At 72.3% G+C, this 18,602-nt stretch carries 14 protein-coding genes; 9 read left to right on the forward strand and 5 right to left on the reverse strand.

What is annotated here, in order from left to right; all coding sequences use genetic code 11:
• Positions 1 to 123 precede the first annotated feature (123 nt).
• The gene (locus tag CU044_RS14090) at positions 124 to 933 is read left to right on the forward strand and encodes a response regulator transcription factor (RefSeq protein WP_193563968.1); all 810 of its coding nucleotides are present in this window, start codon (positions 124 to 126) and stop codon (positions 931 to 933) included.
• Positions 926 to 2,041, forward strand: coding sequence for a HAMP domain-containing sensor histidine kinase (locus CU044_RS14095; protein WP_129768901.1), 1,116 nt, complete (start codon positions 926 to 928; stop codon positions 2,039 to 2,041). The genes CU044_RS14090 and CU044_RS14095 overlap by 8 nt, the downstream gene beginning before the upstream one ends.
• A gap of 119 nt (positions 2,042 to 2,160) precedes the next feature.
• Here CU044_RS14095 and CU044_RS14100 read toward each other — a convergent pair whose 3' ends face one another.
• Positions 2,161 to 3,051: a S1 family peptidase gene (locus tag CU044_RS14100; protein ID WP_129768902.1), complete on the reverse strand. Its 891-nt coding sequence runs from the start codon at positions 3,049 to 3,051 to the stop codon at positions 2,161 to 2,163.
• A 693-nt stretch (positions 3,052 to 3,744) separates the two neighbouring features.
• Positions 3,745 to 4,911, reverse strand: coding sequence for a serine hydrolase domain-containing protein (locus CU044_RS14105; RefSeq protein WP_129768903.1), 1,167 nt, complete (start codon positions 4,909 to 4,911; stop codon positions 3,745 to 3,747).
• A gap of 262 nt (positions 4,912 to 5,173) precedes the next feature.
• Here CU044_RS14105 and CU044_RS14110 point away from each other — a divergent pair, with 262 nt between their 5' ends.
• Positions 5,174 to 5,497: a plasmid stabilization protein gene (locus CU044_RS14110; protein WP_129768904.1), complete on the forward strand. Its 324-nt coding sequence runs from the start codon at positions 5,174 to 5,176 to the stop codon at positions 5,495 to 5,497.
• 245 nt (positions 5,498 to 5,742) lie between these two features.
• On the forward strand, positions 5,743 to 7,494 hold the full coding sequence (locus CU044_RS14115) for a glycoside hydrolase family 13 protein (RefSeq protein ID WP_240045576.1): 1,752 nt from the start codon (positions 5,743 to 5,745) through the stop codon (positions 7,492 to 7,494).
• A 212-nt stretch (positions 7,495 to 7,706) separates the two neighbouring features.
• On the opposite strand, the gene clpX is transcribed toward CU044_RS14115, so the two are convergent.
• Positions 7,707 to 8,999, reverse strand: coding sequence for an ATP-dependent Clp protease ATP-binding subunit ClpX (gene clpX / locus CU044_RS14120; RefSeq protein ID WP_129768905.1), 1,293 nt, complete (start codon positions 8,997 to 8,999; stop codon positions 7,707 to 7,709).
• Positions 9,000 to 9,121: 122 nt separating this feature from the next.
• Between clpX and CU044_RS14125 the strand changes: the two genes are divergently transcribed.
• The 3 genes from CU044_RS14125 to CU044_RS14135 all read left to right on the forward strand — a co-directional run bounded on the left by CU044_RS14125 (position 9,122) and on the right by CU044_RS14135 (position 13,421).
• Positions 9,122 to 10,318, forward strand: a complete 1,197-nt coding sequence (locus tag CU044_RS14125) for a helix-turn-helix domain-containing protein (protein WP_129768906.1) — start codon at positions 9,122 to 9,124, stop codon at positions 10,316 to 10,318.
• A 283-nt stretch (positions 10,319 to 10,601) separates the two neighbouring features.
• The gene (gene rsgA, locus CU044_RS14130) at positions 10,602 to 11,708 is read left to right on the forward strand and encodes a ribosome small subunit-dependent GTPase A (protein ID WP_129768907.1); all 1,107 of its coding nucleotides are present in this window, start codon (positions 10,602 to 10,604) and stop codon (positions 11,706 to 11,708) included.
• 159 nt (positions 11,709 to 11,867) lie between these two features.
• The gene (locus CU044_RS14135) at positions 11,868 to 13,421 is read left to right on the forward strand and encodes a DNA-3-methyladenine glycosylase 2 family protein (RefSeq protein ID WP_129768908.1); all 1,554 of its coding nucleotides are present in this window, start codon (positions 11,868 to 11,870) and stop codon (positions 13,419 to 13,421) included.
• A 24-nt stretch (positions 13,422 to 13,445) separates the two neighbouring features.
• Here the strand turns inward: CU044_RS14135 and CU044_RS14140 are convergent, their stop codons facing one another.
• Positions 13,446 to 13,811, reverse strand: coding sequence for a PPOX class F420-dependent oxidoreductase (locus tag CU044_RS14140; RefSeq protein ID WP_129768909.1), 366 nt, complete (start codon positions 13,809 to 13,811; stop codon positions 13,446 to 13,448).
• A gap of 65 nt (positions 13,812 to 13,876) precedes the next feature.
• Positions 13,877 to 14,869, reverse strand: coding sequence for a helix-turn-helix domain-containing protein (locus CU044_RS14145; protein WP_129768910.1), 993 nt, complete (start codon positions 14,867 to 14,869; stop codon positions 13,877 to 13,879).
• Positions 14,870 to 15,198: 329 nt separating this feature from the next.
• On the opposite strand from CU044_RS14145, the gene CU044_RS14150 reads away from it, so the two are divergent.
• Positions 15,199 to 16,767, forward strand: a complete 1,569-nt coding sequence (locus tag CU044_RS14150) for a protein phosphatase 2C domain-containing protein (protein WP_129768911.1) — start codon at positions 15,199 to 15,201, stop codon at positions 16,765 to 16,767.
• A 49-nt stretch (positions 16,768 to 16,816) separates the two neighbouring features.
• Positions 16,817 to 18,559: a pyruvate dehydrogenase gene (locus CU044_RS14155; RefSeq protein WP_129768912.1), complete on the forward strand. Its 1,743-nt coding sequence runs from the start codon at positions 16,817 to 16,819 to the stop codon at positions 18,557 to 18,559.
• Positions 18,560 to 18,602 lie beyond the last annotated feature (43 nt).

Consider the following 18,602-nt stretch of genomic DNA (forward strand, 5'->3'; position numbering starts at 1 on the left):
CCACCGTAGGAGCACGGGCCGGGCGGGTCTTGAACGAATCGGACATGCCGGGATCCGTGGCCGTCATGGTTTCGTAAGAGGTGAGAGGCGGTGCACCGGCCACCGCCCGAGGAGACTGGACGTATGCACTCCATCCTGGTCGTCGACGACGATCCGACCGTCGCCGAGGTCGTCACCGGCTATCTGGAACGGGCCGGCTTCTCCGTGGACCGGGCGGCCGACGGCCCCGAGGCGCTGCGGCTCGCCGCCGCCGGCCCGCCCGCGCTGGTGGTGCTCGATCTGATGCTGCCCGGTATGGACGGCCTGGAGGTGTGCCGGCGGCTGCGGGCCACCGCGCCCGTTCCGGTGATCATGCTGACCGCGCGCGGCGACGAGGACGACCGGATCCTCGGGCTGGAAATAGGGGCGGACGACTATGTCACCAAACCCTTCAGCCCCCGGGAACTGGTGCTCCGCGTCGAGTCCGTACTGCGTCGCCACAGCGGTGACCAGGGGCGCGCGGCCGGGGCCGCGGAGCCCGAGCTGCGGCGGGCCGGTATCGCCCTCGACCCCGCCGGCCGCCGTGCCACCAAGGACGGCAGGCCGCTCGCGCTCACACTCCGCGAATTCGATCTGCTGGCCCACCTCATGCGCCATCCCGGCCTGGCGATCGGCCGGGAGACGCTGATGCACGACGTCTGGGGATGGGAGTTCGGCGATCTGTCGACGGTCACGGTGCATGTACGGCGGCTGCGCGGCAAGATCGAGGACGATCCGGCCAGGCCCCGGCTGATCCGGACGGTCTGGGGCGTGGGCTACCGCTTCGACGTGCCGGCCGACGACCGGGCCCCGGCCGACGACCCGGTCGCTTCCGTGGAGGCCGTGCCCGCGCCCGCACAGGTGCCCGCGCCCGCACAGGTACCCGCCGACGGGAGCCGGGGGCGCCGTGCGTGACATGGCACTGATCGCGCTGCTGGCCTTTCTCGGCGCCGCTGCCGCCGGTCTGCTCGGCGCGCTGGTCCTGCGGCTGCTGCGGGACCGCTCGGTCGCCGTCGCCCTGACCGTCGTCGCCGCCGTGGCCGTCACCGCGATGTTCGCGGGAACGCTCGTCGTCGCCCGCGCGATGTTCCTGTCCGCCCACGACCTCTCCGTCGTCACCACGGTCGTGGCGATGGCCGCGGTCGTCTCGCTGGCCACCGCGCTGCTGCTGGGGCGCTGGGTGGTCGCCCGCAGCCACGATCTGACGCTGGCCGCCCGCTCGTTCGGCGACGGCGGCAGCTTCGCCGCGCCCGGCGGCGCCTCCACCGCCGAACTCGCCGCGCTGGGGCGCGAGCTGGCGGCCACCAGCGCCAGACTGACCGCCTCCCGGGAGCGCGAACGGGCGCTGGAGACCTCCCGGCGCGAACTGGTCGCCTGGATCTCGCACGATCTGCGTACGCCCCTCGCCGGACTGCGCGCCATGTCCGAGGCGCTGGAGGACGGTGTCGTCCAGGACCCGGAGCGCTACTTCCGGCAGATCAGGGCCGAGGTGGAGCGGCTCAACTCGATGGTCGGCGATCTCTTCGAACTGTCCCGTATCCACGCCGGGGCGCTGGCGCTCGCCCCGACCCGGATGTCGGCGTACGACCTGGTCGGCGAGGCGCTCGCGGGCGCCGATCCGCTCGCCAGGCAGCACGGCGTACGGCTGGTCGGGGGCCGGGTGGAGGCCGTACCGGTCGAGGTGGACGGCAAGGAGATGACCCGCGTCCTCGCCAATCTCCTGGTCAACGCCATCCACCGGACCCCGGCGGACGGCACGGTCGCGGTGGCGGCCGAACGGCGCGCGGACTCCGTGGTCCTCTCCGTGACGGACGGCTGCGGCGGTATCCCGTCCGAGGACCTGCCGCGTGTCTTCGACACCGGCTGGCGCGGCACCCAGGCGCGTACCCCGCCCGCGGGCGCGGGCCTCGGACTGGCGATCGTCCGGGGCATCGTGGAGGCGCACGAGGGCCGGGCCGAGGTGCGCAACGTGACGGGCGGCTGCCGGTTCGAGGTCACGCTGCCCGCGGCGGCCACCGGTTGACACCCGCGGCCACCGGTTGACACCCGCGGCCACCGGGGGACACCCGGGTACGGCACAACGACACGACGGGCCGCGCACCAGGTGCGCGGCCCGTCGGGCGGTCCGAGGGAGGGTGTCGCTTAGAAGACGCTGACGCCGTAGGCGTTGAGGGCCTCGACGACCGGCTGGAAGAACGTGGTGCCGCCGGAGGAGCAGTTGCCGCTGCCGCCCGAGGTCAGGCCCAGCGCCGTGCTGCCGGCGAAGAGCGCGCCGCCGCTGTCGCCGGGCTCGGCGCAGACGTTGGTCTGGATCATGCCGTAGACGATCTGGCCGCTACCGTAGTTGACGGTCGCGTTGAGGCCGGTGACCGTACCGCTGTGGACACCGGTGGTCGAGCCGCTACGACGGACGCTCTGGCCGACGGAGGGGTTCGCGGCGGAGGTGATGTCCTGGTACGAGCCGTTGTACAGGTACACCCGGCCGTCGGCCGCAGCCGGGTTGGAGTGCTGGATGAGGCCGTAGTCGTTGGTCGGGAAGCTCGTACCGGCCCTGGTGCCGATGTTCCAGGAGGCGCCGATGTTGGTGCAGTGTCCGGCGGTCACGGCGTAGTACGTCGAGCCGCTGCGGACGTTGAAGCCGAGCGAACAGCGGCTGCCGCTGGTGGTGATGGCCTCGCCGCCGGCGATGAGCTTGTTGATCTTGCCGGGGGTGTGCTTGACCGTGACGCCCGCGGCGTCGCCCACGGAGTCCTTGATCGTGGCTATCTCCGCGTTCGAGACCGTGCTGTCGACGGTGAGGACGATCTTGCCGGTGGCCTTGTCCGTGTACCAGGCCGTACCGGCGACGTCCGCTTCGGCGATGGCGGCGCTGGCGGTGGCGAACTGCGCCGCGGTCGGCTGGGGGGCCGGGGCGGGCGCGGCGACGGCCGCCGGGACGGCAATCGCGACGGCGGTCACCAGACCGGAGGCGGCGGCGATGAGCTGGGCTCGTCTGGAAACCGAGCCGAGGGGGGAGAAGCGCTTGAAGGTCACAAAATCCTCCATTGGTGGGGGAACCGCGTGGCCCGTTGGGTGAGCAGGCCGTTGGGGATGCGATCGTCCATGGCCATTCGGTTTTGGCCGTGGACCTGTCAACCGCACGGTCCGAATCGTTGACTCCGCCCGCTCTTGAGGCAAGGCCGACTTCTGGACCGACTGCGAGGGCCGGCCGTCGCGGCCTCCGCGCCCCCCGAAGTCCCCCGGCGGACCGGCCTGTCGGCCGAGCCCGCGGGCCCGGCCGACGGCGGGCGTGTGAGCTGCTGCAAAGCCTGTGCGGATGGCAAAGCGCCGGCAAAAGCCCGTCAAAGCCCGTGCCAGGCAGGGGGTTTGTGTCCTGACGTCATTCGGCCACGCGAAGAGCCGTCACAAACACACATGCTTCACCGAGGGTGCTGGATGTATGACACAGCGGTTTCGCGTTCCCGGCGGGAGGAGGGTGATCGCTCGTATCTATGCGCGTCCGTCGCCCGTTTATGTGACGTACCGCCGAATTGCCCTCGTGTTGATCATGGCTGAATTTCATTGGTACGGGTGCCGAACGGGTACGCAACGGCCCGAGATGGAGCGGTGATTCGACCGGCGGGGCGCCCTTGCGTACCCATGTGACGTGTGCTGCGGATGGGCCGAGGACTGTCACGGCAGCCGCGCCGCGCCTCGGCGCGGGCCTCGGCGCGGCCTCGGCGCGGACTACAGCGCGCTGTACAGCGCGTCGATCAGCGCCATCTTGCGTGGATCATCGGCGATGTGCGGCCCCATCCGGTTCATCACGTAACCCATGCTGATGCCCGCCTCCGGATCCGCGAGGCCGCAGGAACCGCCGAAGCCGTCGTGGCCGACCGCCCGGGGATTGGGGCCGTACGAGCCGTTGGCTCCGCTCAGCCAGAGTCCGAGGCCGGTCTCCGTGTCATGGGCGAAGCCCGCGCCGAGCACCAGGTCCCGGCAGGCGCCCTGGCCCTCGCGGACCAGCTCCACGGTCTCCGGGGAGAGCACGCGGTGCTCGCCGAGGCGCCCGCGCCCGGCCACGATCCCGTACAGCGCCGCGACCGCGCGGGCCGTGCCGTGCCCATTGGCGGCGGGGAGCTCGGCGGCGCGCCACGCGGCCGTGTTGGCCTCGGCCGCGCCGGTCGCGGGGTTGCCCAGGGCCGCGAGCGCGACCGGCTCCATCCGGCCGAAGGCGGCGGTCTGTTCGGCGGTGAGGGGCACGCGCGGATGCACCAGCTCGGCGCATCGGGCGGCCTCCTTCTCCGGCAGCCCGATGGTGAAGTCGATACCGAGCGGCCCGGTCACCTCCCGGTGCAGGAATGCACCCGGCAGCAGGCCCGTGACGCGTCGGACGACCTCGCCGACCAGGAAGCCGTAGGTGATCGGGTGATAGCCGGACCGGGTGCCCGGCTCCCACCAGGGCTCCGTCGCGGCGAGCCGGGACGTGGTCAGCTCCCAGTCGTAGAGCTGCTCGACGGAGTGCGGCTCGCGCAGTCCCGCCAGCCCCGCGCGGTGCGCGAGCAGATGCCGTACGAGCACGGACTCCTTGCCGGCCGCGGCGAACTCGGGCCAGTACGCGGCGACCGGCGCGTCCGGGTCGAGCAGTCCGCGGTCGATCAGCAGATGCGCGCACAGGGCCGTCGGCCCCTTGGTCGTCGACCACACGTTGACCAGGGTCTCGCGCTCCCACGGCCGGGTCCGCGCGCCGTCGGCCCATCCCGCCCACAGGTCGACGACCGGCTCGCCGCCGGCCAGCACGGTGACGCCCGCGCCGAGTTCGCCGCGCTCCTCGAAGTTCCGCTCGAACGCGGCGCGCACAGCGGCGAACCGTTCGTCGCAGTGTCCCTGTATGCGTGGTGCCTGTGGTGTCATCGGGCCCTCCGTCGCCCCGGGCGGGCCGGGTGGCCCGCTTGCCGATCCGGTTGTCCCGAAACGTACCGACTGGTCGGACCGGCGGGAAGACGCGGGCGGTGCCGCACGACGCCGCGCGGCACCGGACGGAACGCCTCATCCGCGGCGGGACCGGCTCCAGTCGTCGCCATCAAGTTGCCGGTCCCGAAGGGGGGTAGGAGGGTGACCTCAAGAGCATCATCCGCACTATCCGCTATAAAACGGACCATGAGGAGTGATCCACGTGCCACGAGGCTCCAGCCCCAAACGTGAGCGCCAGTACGAACACATCAAGGACAGCGCGCGAGAGCGCGGCGAGAGCGCGATGCGGTCGGAGGAGATCGCCGCGCGCACCGTGAACAAGGAAAGGGCCCGCGCCGGGGAGTCCCGTACCGCGAGCAAGACGTCGATCCAGGACATGGCGTCCTCCAAGCGCGGCGGGCAGCGCTCGCACAGCGGGGCCGCGGGACCGACGTACGACCAGCTGTACGCCGAGGCGCAGCGCCGCAATGTGCACGGCCGCTCGTCCATGAACAAGGCCGAGCTGATGCGCGAACTGGGCCGCTGACCCGCTCGCGATCCGCCGCACCGTCGCCGCGCGGGCGGGAGCACGGTGAACGGATCGGTCGGTACGGCGCTGTGCGCCGCGGCGACGGCCGTGGCGCACAGCGCCTCGCGCACGGTGGAGCGGCCCACGCCGAGGGCCGTCGGGCGGGTACGAGGGGACGGGCTGAGCGTCCGGTGCGGTGAAGGGATGATCGCACCGCACCACTACAGTTTCAGCGCCCCCTCAGCCCAGCACGAGAGGTATCAGTGACTCAGCACGCGTTCCCGGACGGCAACGGCGACGGCGACGGAAGCGGCAACGGCTTCGGCGGCCACGGCACCGGCGGCCACGGCGAAAGAGACCACGGGCGCGACTGGTGGCGGGAGTCCGTCGTCTACCAGATCTACGTCCCCAGCTTCGCCGACGCCGACGGCGACGGGATGGGCGACCTCCGCGGGATCACCGACCGGCTCGGCCATGTCGCCGAACTCGGCGCGGACGCCGTCTGGCTCACGCCGTTCTACCGCTCCCCGCTGGCCGACGGAGGTTATGACGTAGCCGACTACCGGGACGTCGACCCGCGGCACGGCACCCTCGACGACTTCCGCGCGCTTCTCGGCCGGGCCCGCGAGCTCGGGCTCCGTACGATCGTCGACATCGTGCCGAACCACTGCTCCGACCAGCACCCCTGGTTCGCCGAGGCACTGGCGTCCGAGCCCGGCTCGGCCGCCCGCGACCGCTTCGTCTTCCGGGAGGGACGCGGTCCCGACGGCGCCGAGCCGCCCGCGGACTGGCAGTCGAAGTTCGGCGGCCCGGCCTGGACGCGGGTCCCCGACGGCCAGTGGTACATGCATATCTTCGCGGCCGAGCAGCCCGATCTGAACTGGGAGAACCCCGACGTCGCGGCCGAGTTCGAGAGCGTCCTGCGCTTCTGGCTGGACCTCGGGGTCGACGGCTTCCGTATCGATGTGGCGCACGGGCTGCGGAAGGACCTCACCGCGCCGCTGCGCGACACCCGGGGCGGTGACACCGCGCCCCTCAACTCCCCGCCCAGCGGTGAGAACCACCCCTTCTGGGACCGCGACGAGGTCCATGACATCTACCGCGTCTGGCGGAAGATCACCGACTCGTACGCCCCGCCCCGGATCATGGTCGCCGAGGCGGGGGTGAGCGCCGCCAGGCTGCCGCTCTACACCCGGCCCGACGAACTGCACCAGGCGTTCAACTTCTTCCATCTGCGCTGCCCGTGGGACGCGGGCTCCTTCCGCGAGGTCATCGACACCTCACTCACCGGGGCGGCCTCGGCCGGGGCCCTGCCGACCTGGGTGCTCTCCAACCACGATGTGGTGCGCCACCGCACCCGGTACGGGCTGCCGGAGGGCATCGACCTCCGTGCCTGGCTGCGGACCGACGGCCGGGACCCGGAGCCCGACGACGCCCTGAGCGGCCGGCGGGCGCGGGCCGCCGCACTGCTGACCCTCGCGCTGCCCGGTACGACATATCTCTACCAGGGCGAGGAACTGGGCCTGCCCGAGGTCACCGATCTGCCGGCGGACGCGCTGCGCGACCCGATGTGGGAGCGCACGGGACACCGGGTGAAGGGCCGCGACGGCTGCCGTGTGCCGCTGCCGTGGACCACGGCCGGCTCCTCGTACGGCTTCGGCCCCGGCGGCAGCTGGCTGCCGCAGCCCGACGACTGGGGCACGTGGTCGGTGGAGGCCCAGTCCGGCAGGCCGGACTCCTTCCTGGAGCTGTACCGTACGGCGCTGTCCCTGCGCCGGGGCTTCCTCGGCGACGAGAGCTTCGCGTGGCTGCCGTCGGCCCCGGGCGAACTGGCCTTCAGGAAGGGCGCGGGTCTGGTCTGCCGGGTCAACCTCTCCGACGCGCCCCTGCCGTTGCCCCTGCCCGCCGGGGCGAAGCCGCTGCTGGCGAGCGGCGAACTGACGACCGGCGCCCGGCAGGACACCACTCTGCTGCCGCCGGACACGGCGGTCTGGCTGGACATGAGGGAGATCTGACGGGACCCGGACGGGGCTCCACGAGACACGACGCGACAGGACTCGGCGGAGCCGGAGCCGGAAGCGGAAGCGGAGCCCGAACCCGACAGGGCCGGGCGGCCGGGCCGGTATGACACGCGGGGCGGTGGCCGTGGGCTACCGCCCCGGCGTGTTTCCGGCCACCAGGCCGGCCACCCGGGCACCCGTCGGGCCACCCGGCCGCCCGTCGGGCGCTACGCGGAGCGGTCGCGGCGTTCCCGGGTGCGGGCGGGCTTCTCGCGCGGTACGAGCGTGGGGTTGACGTTGTCGAGCACGGTGTCGCGGTCGACCACGACCCGCGCCACATCGTCGCGGCTCGGCACCTCGTACATCACGTTGAGCAGCACCTCTTCGAGGATCGCGCGGGCCGCGCGGGCGCCGGTGCGGCGCAGCAGCGCCTGTTCGGCGATCGCGCCGATGGCGTCCTCGGTGAACTCCAGCTCCACGCCGTCGATTTCGAAGAGCTTCTGGTACTGCCTGATCAGCGCGTTGCGCGGCTCGGTGAGGATCCGTGTCAACGCCGCACGGTCCAGCGGCTGGACGGTCGTCACCATGGGGAGGCGGCCGACGATCTCCGGGATCAGCCCGAACTTCAGCAGATCCTCGGGCATCGCCTCGGCGTAGACGTCGCGCCGCTCCCGCTCCTCCTTGCCGGCGATCGTCGCGCCGAAGCCGATGCCCCCGCGGTCGGCCCGCTGCTCGACGATGCGCTCCAGACCGGCGAAGGCGCCGCCGACGATGAACAGCACGTTGGCCGTGTCGATCTGGAGGAACTCCTGCTGCGGGTGTTTCCGGCCGCCCTGCGGCGGTACGGAGGCGACGGTGCCCTCCAGGATCTTCAGCAGGGCCTGCTGGACGCCCTCGCCGGAGACATCGCGGGTGATCGACGGGTTCTCGCTCCTGCGGGCGACCTTGTCGATCTCGTCGATGTAGATGATCCCTGTCTCGGCCTTCTTGACGTCGTAGTCGGCCGCCTGGATCAGCTTCAGCAGGATGTTCTCCACGTCCTCGCCCACATACCCGGCCTCGGTGAGCGCGGTGGCGTCGGCGATCGCGAACGGCACGTCGAGCATCCGGGCGAGCGTCTGGACCAGATACGTCTTGCCGCAGCCGGTCGGGCCGATCAACAGGATGTTGGACTTGCCGAGTTCGACCGGCTCGCCCCCGTGCGCGGCCTCCGCGCGCTCGTCCGTCCGGATGCGCTTGTAGTGGTTGTAGACCGCCACCGAGAGGGCCATCTTGGCGTTCGTCTGGCCGACGACATACTGGTCGAGGAAGGCGTGGATCTCGCGCGGCTTCGGCAGCTCCCAGTGCCCGTCCCCGTGCTCGCCGTCGAGCTCCTCAGCGATCAACTCGTTGCAGAGCCCCACGCATTCGTCGCAGATGCAGACCGGACTCGGACCCGCGATGAGCTTCCTGACCTGCTTCTGGTTCTTCCCGCAGAAAGTGCACCTCAGCAGTTCGCCGCCGTCACCGATGTGTGCCACTGGGAAGCGTCTCCTCAACGGTTGTGCGGCAGTCGCATGGTTGGACCATATGACATCACCATCTGAACGGTCACGGTATCTTGAAGCGGCACTGAACAGCAAAGCGGGGACGAGTGAGGGCGATGGGCCGGCTCAGCAGAGCGGAGCTGCAGGAGCACAACCGCGCCAAGATACTCGCCGCCGCCAGGGACGAGTTCGCGGAGCGCGGATTCAGGGACGCCAAGGTCGACGATATCGCCGGACGCGCCGGACTGACGCGCGGGGCGGTCTACTCCAACTTCCCCGGGAAAAGGGCCCTTTACTTCGCCGTCCTGGCCGGCCTCGCCGAGCATGAGTCCGTTTCCGTCTCTCGGCGCGAGTCCGTATCCGTATCTCTGGCCGATTCCCTGTCGGGGTCCGATTCCCTGTCCGGGTCCGTACGTGAGAGCGCGCCCGAAGCCGTCTCCGAGACCACCCGTGACGCGCTCGGCGCGCTCGCCCGCGCGTGGGTCGCACGGCTGCCGCTCGCCGACACCGACGAGGAACACGGCCCGGCCCGGCTCGGGATGCATGTGATGCCGGAAGTCCTCGCCGAGGGGCGGATCCGGCGGCCCTTCGCGCAGTTGATGAAGCTGGACGCGATCCTGCTCGGGCTGGCCCTGGAGCGCCTTCGGCCGCCCGAGGGGCACGACGGGTCCGGCAGTCAGGTGCGGGTCGCGGAGGCCGCGCTCACCATCCTGCACGGCGCGAGCCGGCTCGCCGCCGTGGCGCCCGGATTCGTGGAGCCCTTCAATGTCGTCAGCGCCGTCGAGCAGTTGGCCGGCCTCGTGCTCCACGACTGGTGGCCGCCCCCGCACGTGATCACCCAGGCATGGCCGACCGACGAGCCGTGGGACCCGCCGCGGGTGCGGGACGCGGTACGCGGCGAGCCCGCGCGGCTCACGGACGACGGCGTGGTGGTGATCCTCGGTCTGCACCGGATCGAGGCCGTGGAAGAGGCGGTACGGGCCGCACCGCCCGGCGCCCGTATCACCGCCGTCCTCGTCACCGGCGACCCCGCCGAACTGGCGCCACTGGCCCGGCTGACCGTCGCCGACCTCTGCAACTGTCTGCGCCAGGCGTTCCCGCCCGCGGCCTGGCCCCGGCTGCAAGTGGTGTTCGACGAGTCGGGCGCCTTCGCGGCGGCGGCCGGCCTGCCCGCCGTCAGCGACGCGACCGAGGCCGCCGTACGGGTCGAGGCGGGCCGTATCGTCGCCCGCGCCGACGGCCGCGGCGCGTGCCACGCGGCGGCGTCCGCCGAGGTGGCGGCCCCGGCCGTACCGGCGGACGGGACCGGATAAATACCTCGCGTCATCTCGTCCGGTACGGCTAGGGTGAGCGCCGTACGGCCGACCGACGCCGTCGGTTGTCGGCCGTCGCGGTTCGTTCCGATGAGGATCAGTCCGGATCGGAACAGAACGGAACGAGAAATCCGGAGGTGAGGACATTGATGACTGTCACCACGCTGGGCGCTGCCCAGGAACAGAAGTTCATCGATCCCACCCCCGTGGTCTCCGGCTGACCTTCCTCTGTTTCTTCCCGCGCCCACGCGCGTGCCGGGGCCACCCTTGTGAAGGGTTCCCCTTGTCTTTCTCCTCTCTGCTCGCTTTTCCCACGTCACACCCGCTCGTCCCGTACGGCTGGGACGAGGGCTGGGAAGCCGAGTTCGCCCCGTACGCCGAACGCGGTCTGGTGCCCGGCCGCGTGGTGCGGGTCGACCGCGGACAGTGTGATGTCGTCACCCCGTCAGGACTGGTGCGGGCCGACACCGAGTTCGTGACGCCGCGCGATCCCCTGCGGGTGATCTGCACCGGCGACTGGGCCGCCGTCGACCCGGGCGGCGATCCCCGGTTCGTACGGGAGTATCTGCCGCGGCGCACCGCGTTCGTACGGTCCACCGCCTCCACCCGGTCCGAGGGACAGATCCTCGCGGCCAACGTCGATCACGCGGTCATCGCCATCTCCCTCGCCGTCGAACTCGACCTCGGGCGGGTCGAGCGCTTTCTCGCCCTCGGCTGGGAGAGCGGCGCCCTTCCGGTCATCGTGCTCACCAAGGCCGACCTCGTGGCCGACCCCGCCGTCCTCGGCCATCTGGCCGAGGACGTACGGAACACCGCGCCCGGAGTGCAGGTGCTGTCCGTCAGCTCGGCCACGGGGGAGGGGATCGATGTGCTCTCCGCCGTGCTGTCGGGCGGCACCAGCGTCCTCCTCGGCATCTCCGGGGCGGGGAAGTCGACCCTCGCCAACGCCCTGCTCGGGGACGAGGCCATGGAGGTACAGGCCACCCGTGACGCGGACGGGAAGGGGCGGCACACCACCACGACCCGGAATCTCCTCACCATCCCCGGGGGCGGCGTGCTCATCGACACGCCGGGGCTGCGCGGGGTCGGGCTGTGGGACGCCGAGACCGGCGTCGGGCAGGTCTTCTCGGAGATCGAGGGGCTCGCCGGGGAGTGCCGGTTCCACGACTGCGCGCATCTGGCGGAGCCGGGCTGCGCCGTGCTCGCCGCGGTGGAGGACGGCTCGCTGTCCGTGCGGCGGCTGGAGAGTTACCGCAAGCTGCTGCGCGAGAACCAGCGCATCGTCGCGAAGACCGACGCCCGGCTGCGCGGTGAGATCCGGCGGGACTGGAAGCGCAAGGGCGCGGAGGGCCGCGCGGCCATGGAGGCCAAGCGCGGACGGATCCGGTAGCGACGGGCCGGACGTACGGGCGTCCGGCGTCCCGGGGGCGCGTTCGCCCCGGGCCGCCGGACGTGCCGTACGCCGCCGACCGGTGGCGTACGAAAGCGCGACTGTGGCGTCCGAAATCCGCCAGTCCGGCGGGCCGGGCCGTCGCACACTGGAAGCGTGATGGACGAGGAGACGAGATACGAGGCGGTCGCCAGTCGTGACGCGCGTTTCGACGGCGCGTTCTTCTTCGCCGTCGAGACGACCGGGATCTACTGCCGGCCGAGCTGCCCCGCCGTGACCCCGAAGCGCAAGAACGTACGGTTCTACGCGACCGCGGCCGCCGCCCAGGGCCACGGCTTCCGCGCCTGCCGGCGGTGCAGGCCGGACGCCGTGCCCGGGTCGGCGGAGTGGAACGTACGCGCCGATGTCGTCGGCCGCGCGATGCGGATGATCGGCGACGGGATCGTGGACCGGGAGGGGGTGCCGGGGCTGGCCGGGCGCCTCGGTTACAGCGCCCGGCAGGTGCAGCGCCAGCTCACCGCCGAACTGGGCGCGGGACCTGTCGCCCTCGCCCGTGCCCAGCGGGCGCACACGGCACGGGTGTTGCTCCAGACGACCGGGCTGCCGGTCACGGAGATCGCGTTCGCGGCCGGCTTCGCGAGCGTGCGCCAGTTCAACGACACGATCCGGCAGATCTACGCCCGTACCCCCAGCGCGCTGCGCGCCGAATCGGGGACCCGGGCGGGGACCCGCGCCGTGACCACGGCCCCGGTGCTCCCGCCGGACGGGGCGTCGCGCACCGGCCTGCCGCCTCTCACCGGCATCCCTCTGCGGCTCGCCTACCGGGGCCCCTACGCGGCGCGCGAGGTCTTCGACCTCCTCGCCGGTGAAGCGCTCCCGCACACGGAAGAGGTGACGGGCGAACCCGGCGCCCGCACCTACCGCCGTACGCTGCGGCTGCCGCACGGCCCCGGTTTCGTCTCCGTGGACGAGGCCCGGCCGGCCGGCGACGCACGCGACCGACGTGACCGGCGCGACGCGGGCGGCACGGGGGACCCACGCGTCCGGAGCGGCTGGCTGGAGGCGCGGATCCACCTCACCGAGCTGCGCGACCTCACCACCGCCGTACAGCGGCTGCGCCGGCTCTTCGACCTCGACGCCGATCCGTACGCCGTGGACGAGCGGCTCGGCGCAGACCCGCGGCTCGCCCCGCTCGTCGCGGCCCGCCCCGGGCTGCGCTCACCCGGCGCGGCCGAACCGGAGGAGTACGCGCTGCGCGCGTTCGTGGGCCACGCGGAGGCCGTGCGTCTCGTCGAGAGGTACGGCGAGCCGGTGGACCACCCCCACGGCCGGCCCGACCGGCTGTTCCCCGGGCCGGCGGCCCTGCGTGCCGACCCGGTGGCGGGCCCGCTCGCCACCGCGCTCGCCGACGGCACCGTACGGCTCGACCCCGGAGCGGACCGCGACGAGGCCGAGCGGGCCCTGCTGACCGTGCCCGGGATGACCCGTCGTACGGCGGCGCTGATCCGGATGCGGGCGCTCGGCGACCCGGATGTCGCGCCGGACGCGGGGCCCGAGGGGGAATGCGACGCCGAGCCATGGCGGCCCTGGCGGTCCTACGCGACACGGCATCTGCGTCTCGAAGGTCCGGACGGTCCGGACGGTCCCGACGCGGACCGCGCCGTATACGCGGGCGCGGGCGGGGGCGGGGAGCCGGATCCGGGCTCCGCGTGACGGGTCACACGGCGGCCGTGCGGGTCAGTCGAGCCCCCAGCTGTGGATCCACCGGGGGTGGATACGGATCAGCTCCTCGCTGAAGCGCGGACCGAGGTCGTGGGGTCCGGTCAGCAGCTCCGCCTCACCCCGGATGTCCACCCCGCGCACCCGCCACGGATCGGTGCTGACGATGTCGTCGACGACCAGCGCCACCCGCGGATTCGCCTGGAGATTGCGCCACTTCTTGGTGGTCCCCAGCGCCAGACCTCCGATCAGGATGGTGCCGTCGTCCTGCGGGAAGAAGCCGACCGGGTTGGCCTGCGGCTGTCCCTTGGGATCGACGGTCGCCATCCGCCCCAGCCTCTGGGACCTCAGATACGCGCGCTCGGCCTCACTGAATTCGGTCATGGTCCCAGCCTCACACGGATATCTCTCGCGGCGCATCCGTCCCGGGACCGGAGGCGGTCCCGGGCTCAGGGCCGGGGGTCCCGTGCCACCCAGCCCTTCTCGTAGGCGTGCCAGCCCAGTTGGAGACGGGTCGTCACCCCGCTCAGCTCCATCAGCCCCTTCACCCGGCGCTGTACGGTGCGCAGCCCCAGGTCCAGCTGTTTGGCCACGCTCGCGTCGGTCATGCCGGCGAGCAGCAGGGAGAGGACCTCCAGGTCGGTGGTGTCGGGACCGGGAGCGTCCAGCTCCATGACCGTGCCGCCCGTACCGAGCCGGAGCGGCAGCGCCTCGCGCCACACCGCCTCGAAGAGCCCCATCAGCGACTCCAGCAGTCCGCTGGCGTGCACGACCAGGGCCGCGGGCCCGACGCCACGCCCCGTCAGCGGCACCATCGCCAGGGCGCGGTCCGCCACCACCAGCTTCGTCGGCACCCGCTCGGTCACCCGGACCTGCTCGTCGCGGCCGAGCGCGGCGGACAGCTCGGTGATGCCGGTCGGCAGTGCGAGCACCTCGCGTTCGAGCACCACCCGGTACGCGACCCCGCGCTCGGCGGCCCGCTCCTCGGCCTCGTTGTCCATCCCGGTCACGGCCACCGGCCGGCCGGTGACGAGGGCGCAGACCTCCTCCGCGGCGCCCAGCTGCAACTGGCGGAAGCGGTGGGCCACCGCGCTCGCGCCGGTCACCACCTCGATCAGATCGTGCACCGCGGGCTCGGTGGCCTCCGCGCGGTACTCCTCCGCGAGCAGCACGGCGGCCAGTTCGGCCTGCTCCAGCTCATGGCGGTGCTGGGTGAGCAGCGCGCCGAGCGCGACGGCAGGTGGCGCCGCGACCCACCGTCCGGCACGGGACGAGGACTGCGCGGCCAGGCCCTGCCGCTCCAGCCGGCGCAGGGCCCGTTCGGTGTCGGGCTCGGGGAGCGCGAGCCGATGGGCCAGATCCGCCACCTCCGCGGCGCCGATCGCCACCAGCGCGCGGTACGCGGACTCCTGTCTCGCGTCGAGACCTATCGCTCCCAGCATCCCTGCCAACCCCTCCCTGGACGCCCACGCGGCCTCCCCGGCCGCGCTCTTTCCGCCATGCGCCGTGGCGGAAACCGGCCACGGCGTAAACCCGCCGCTCCCCATCATCCCTGTACAGGCCCTTTGTCTGCCAAGGTGGCGCCATCACAGCAGCAACAGACCCGGTCATATGCCCCCTGGGTATGCATGACTCGGCTCTGCTCGAATCTGTGAACGTCCGCCGGGCGTCCTTCCCGTGGGGGGTGGGGTCGCCCGGCGGATTCCGGGTTTCTCCCCGCTTTTTCCGCGCGCCCCGTTTTCGCGCCCCCGCCGCGGTCGAAAATAGGCTCATGAGCCAGCAGGGGGAGAGGCCGGCCGACGGCGACTGGTGGAACCGGCTGTACGACGCGTCCGTGCCGGACACCGGCCCCGCCCCGGCGGCGGGTGACACGCTCGACGACCGCTTCGACTCGGCGGCCGACGCACTGTCGGACCCGGAGTCGGCCCCGGCCCCGGCCCCGGCCCCGGACGCGGTCGCGGACCGGGTGTCGGACGCGGCCGGGACGCGGCAGGAAGACGTGCCTCCGGAGCGACCGGGGGCTCAGCGTCCCGTCGCGGGGGCGCCGTGGGAGCCGGCCGCCCCCTACGTGCCCAGCGACGCACGACCGCTGCCGGGCGCGACGGCCGGGTCACCCACGCCGACGCCCACGCCCGCGCCCGCTCCGCGACCCCCGGACCCGCCCCGGCCCCCGGACCCGCGTCGGTCAACTCCCGTACCCCCCGCGCCCCGTGAGCCCGCCGCCTCTGCCGCTCCGCCCGCCCCTGCCGCCTCGTATACGCCGCAGATCCCGCCTGTTCCGCCCGCCCCCGTCACCCACGTGGGCGACGGGCTGCCCACCTACGACCCCGAACCCACCGCCCTGCCCGCCGCGCACGCCGACCGGCTGGACGAGATCGTCGCCGACACCGTCCTCGACGGCGCGCGCTACGGCGCGTACACCCTGAGGGCCATGTCCGTACGGGGCGACTCCGCCCGCTACCGCGGCGATCCCCGCCGCGACGCGCTCCTGACCGCCCGCTTCGGGGAGGGCGCCGACGCGCTCGTCCTCGTCGCCGTGGCCAGTGGGGCCCGCGCCACCGAGGGCGCCCATCGCGCCGCGGCGGACGTGGCGCGGTGGATCGGCGGCGCCGTCGGACACAGCCACGGCAGCCTCTCCGCGGACATACGGGCGGGCCGCAGGGGCGACCTCAAGTCCGGGCTGCACCGGCTGACCGACCGGGGGTTCGGCAAGCTCCGGGCCCGCGCCGCCGAACGGGGACTGTCTCCGGGGCAGTACACCGCCGACCTGCGCTGTCTGCTGCTCTCCGCCGATCCCGGCTGCCGTACCCGCGTGTTCTTCGGGGTCGGCGACGGTGGCCTCTTCCGGCTCAGGGACGGCGCGTGGCAGGACCTGGAGCCGCCCCTCGCCGACCCCGCCGCCGCCACCGGCGCGCCCGTGGTCGGCTTCGGCTCCCCGCCGCCCGAAACACCCGAGGGCGACAGGCTGACGATGGATCTGGCGATCACGAAGCCCCCGTCCCCGTACACCTCGTCCCCGTACCCTCCGTCGCCGTACCCCTCGCCCCCGCACGCCGCCTCCCCGCACGCCGCCTCCCCGTACGGCGAGGCGGCGCAACCTCCTCCGCCGCCCGAGCCGTTCCGGTTCCGCGCCTCGGTGGCCCGGCCGGGCGACACCCTCCTGCTGTGCAGCGCCGGTCTGGCCGCACCGCTGCGCGGCGAGCCCGCGCTCGCCCGCGAACTGGCCGGCCGCTGGGGTCCGGGCGGTCCACCGGACATGGCCGATTTCCTCGCGGACACCCGGCTGCGGGTGAAGGGTTACGCCGACGACCGCACAGCGGTCGGCGTCTGGGAGGCGTAACCCCGTCCGGCGTGCGTTGATGGACACCGGACAGAAGGGGTGCGCTTCCATGGCCAAGCAGAGCGTGGCGGAACAGTTCGTCGACATCCTCGTCAGGGCAGGGGTCCAACGGCTGTACGGAGTCGTCGGGGACAGCCTCAACCCCGTCGTCGACGCCATCCGGCGCAACCGCGCGATCGACTGGATCCAGGTCAGGCACGAGGAGACCGCCGCCTTCGCGGCCGGCGCCGAGGCCCAGATCACCGGCAAGCTCGCCGCCTGCGCCGGCTCCTGCGGTCCCGGCAACCTGCATCTCATCAACGGCCTGTACGACGCCCACCGTTCCATGGCGCCCGTCCTCGCCCTCGCCTCCCACATCCCGTCCAGTGAGATCGGTCTCAGCTACTTCCAGGAGACCCACCCGGACCTGCTGTTCGGTGAGTGCAGCCACTACAACGAGATGATCTCCAACCCGAGACAGATGCCGCGCCTCGTCCAGACGGCGATCCAGCACGCCATCGGGCGGAGCGGCGTCAGCGTGGTCACCCTGCCCGGCGACATCGCCTCCGCGCCCGCCCCCGAGAAGGCGGAGGAGCACGCGCTCGTCACCTCCCGGCCGTCCGTGCGCCCCGGCGACGCGGAGATCGACAAGCTCGTCCGCATGATCGACGAGGCGGACCGGATCACCCTCTTCTGCGGCAGCGGCACAGCCGGCGCGCATGCCCAGGTGATGGAGTTCGCCGAGCGCGTCAAGTCCCCCGTCGGGCACGCCCTGCGCGGCAAGGAGTGGATCCAGTACGACAACCCGTACGACGTCGGGATGAGCGGACTGCTCGGCTACGGCGCCGCCTACGAGGCCACCCACCAGTGCGATCTGCTGATCCTGCTCGGCACGGACTTCCCGTACAACGCCTTCCTGCCCGACGATGTCAAGATCGTCCAGGTCGACATCAGGCCGGAACACCTCGGCCGCCGCTCCAAGCTGGACCTCGCCGTCTGGGGGGATGTCCGCGAGACCCTGAGCTGTGTGACACCGCGCGTGCGGGCCAAGACGGACCGCAGGTTCCTCGACAAGATGCTGAAGAAGCACGCCGACGCGCTGGAGGGCGTGGTCAAGGCGTACACCCGCAACGTCGAGAAGCACGTCCCGATCCACCCCGAGTACGTCGCCTCCGTGCTGGACGAACTCGCCGACGACGACGCCGTGTTCACCGTCGACACCGGCATGTGCAACGTCTGGGCGGCCCGTTACCTCACACCGAACGGACGGCGCCGTGTCATCGGCTCGTTCAGCCACGGCTCGATGGCCAACGCGCTTCCGCAGGCCATCGGAGCGCAGTTCACCGACCGTGGCCGCCAGGTCGTCTCGATGTCGGGGGACGGCGGGTTCTCCATGCTGATGGGCGACTTCCTCACCCTCGTCCAGTACGACCTGCCGGTGAAGATCGTCCTGTTCAACAACTCCGCGCTCGGCATGGTCGAGGTGGAGATGATGGTGGCCGGTCTGCCGTCGTACGGCACGACCAACCACAACCCGGACTTCGCCGCCGTCGCCCGCGCCGCCGGGGCCTACGGAGTACGGGTGGAGAAGCCCCGGCAGCTCGCGGGCGCGCTCAAGGACGCCTTCAAGCACAAGGGCCCCGCGCTGGTCGATGTCGTCACCGACCCGAACGCGCTGTCCATCCCGCCGAAGATCAGCGCCGACATGGTGACGGGCTTCGCGCTTTCGGCCAGCAAGATCGTCCTGGACGGCGGGGTGGGCCGCATGGTCCAGATGGCACGCTCCAACCTGCGGAACGTGCCACGGCCCTGATATTTACGGCCCGGTTCGCCTCGCCGCGATACTCATGGCTCGG

It is taken from the genome of Streptomyces sp. L-9-10, assembly GCF_004151105.1.
Classification (GTDB): domain Bacteria; phylum Actinomycetota; class Actinomycetes; order Streptomycetales; family Streptomycetaceae; genus Streptomyces.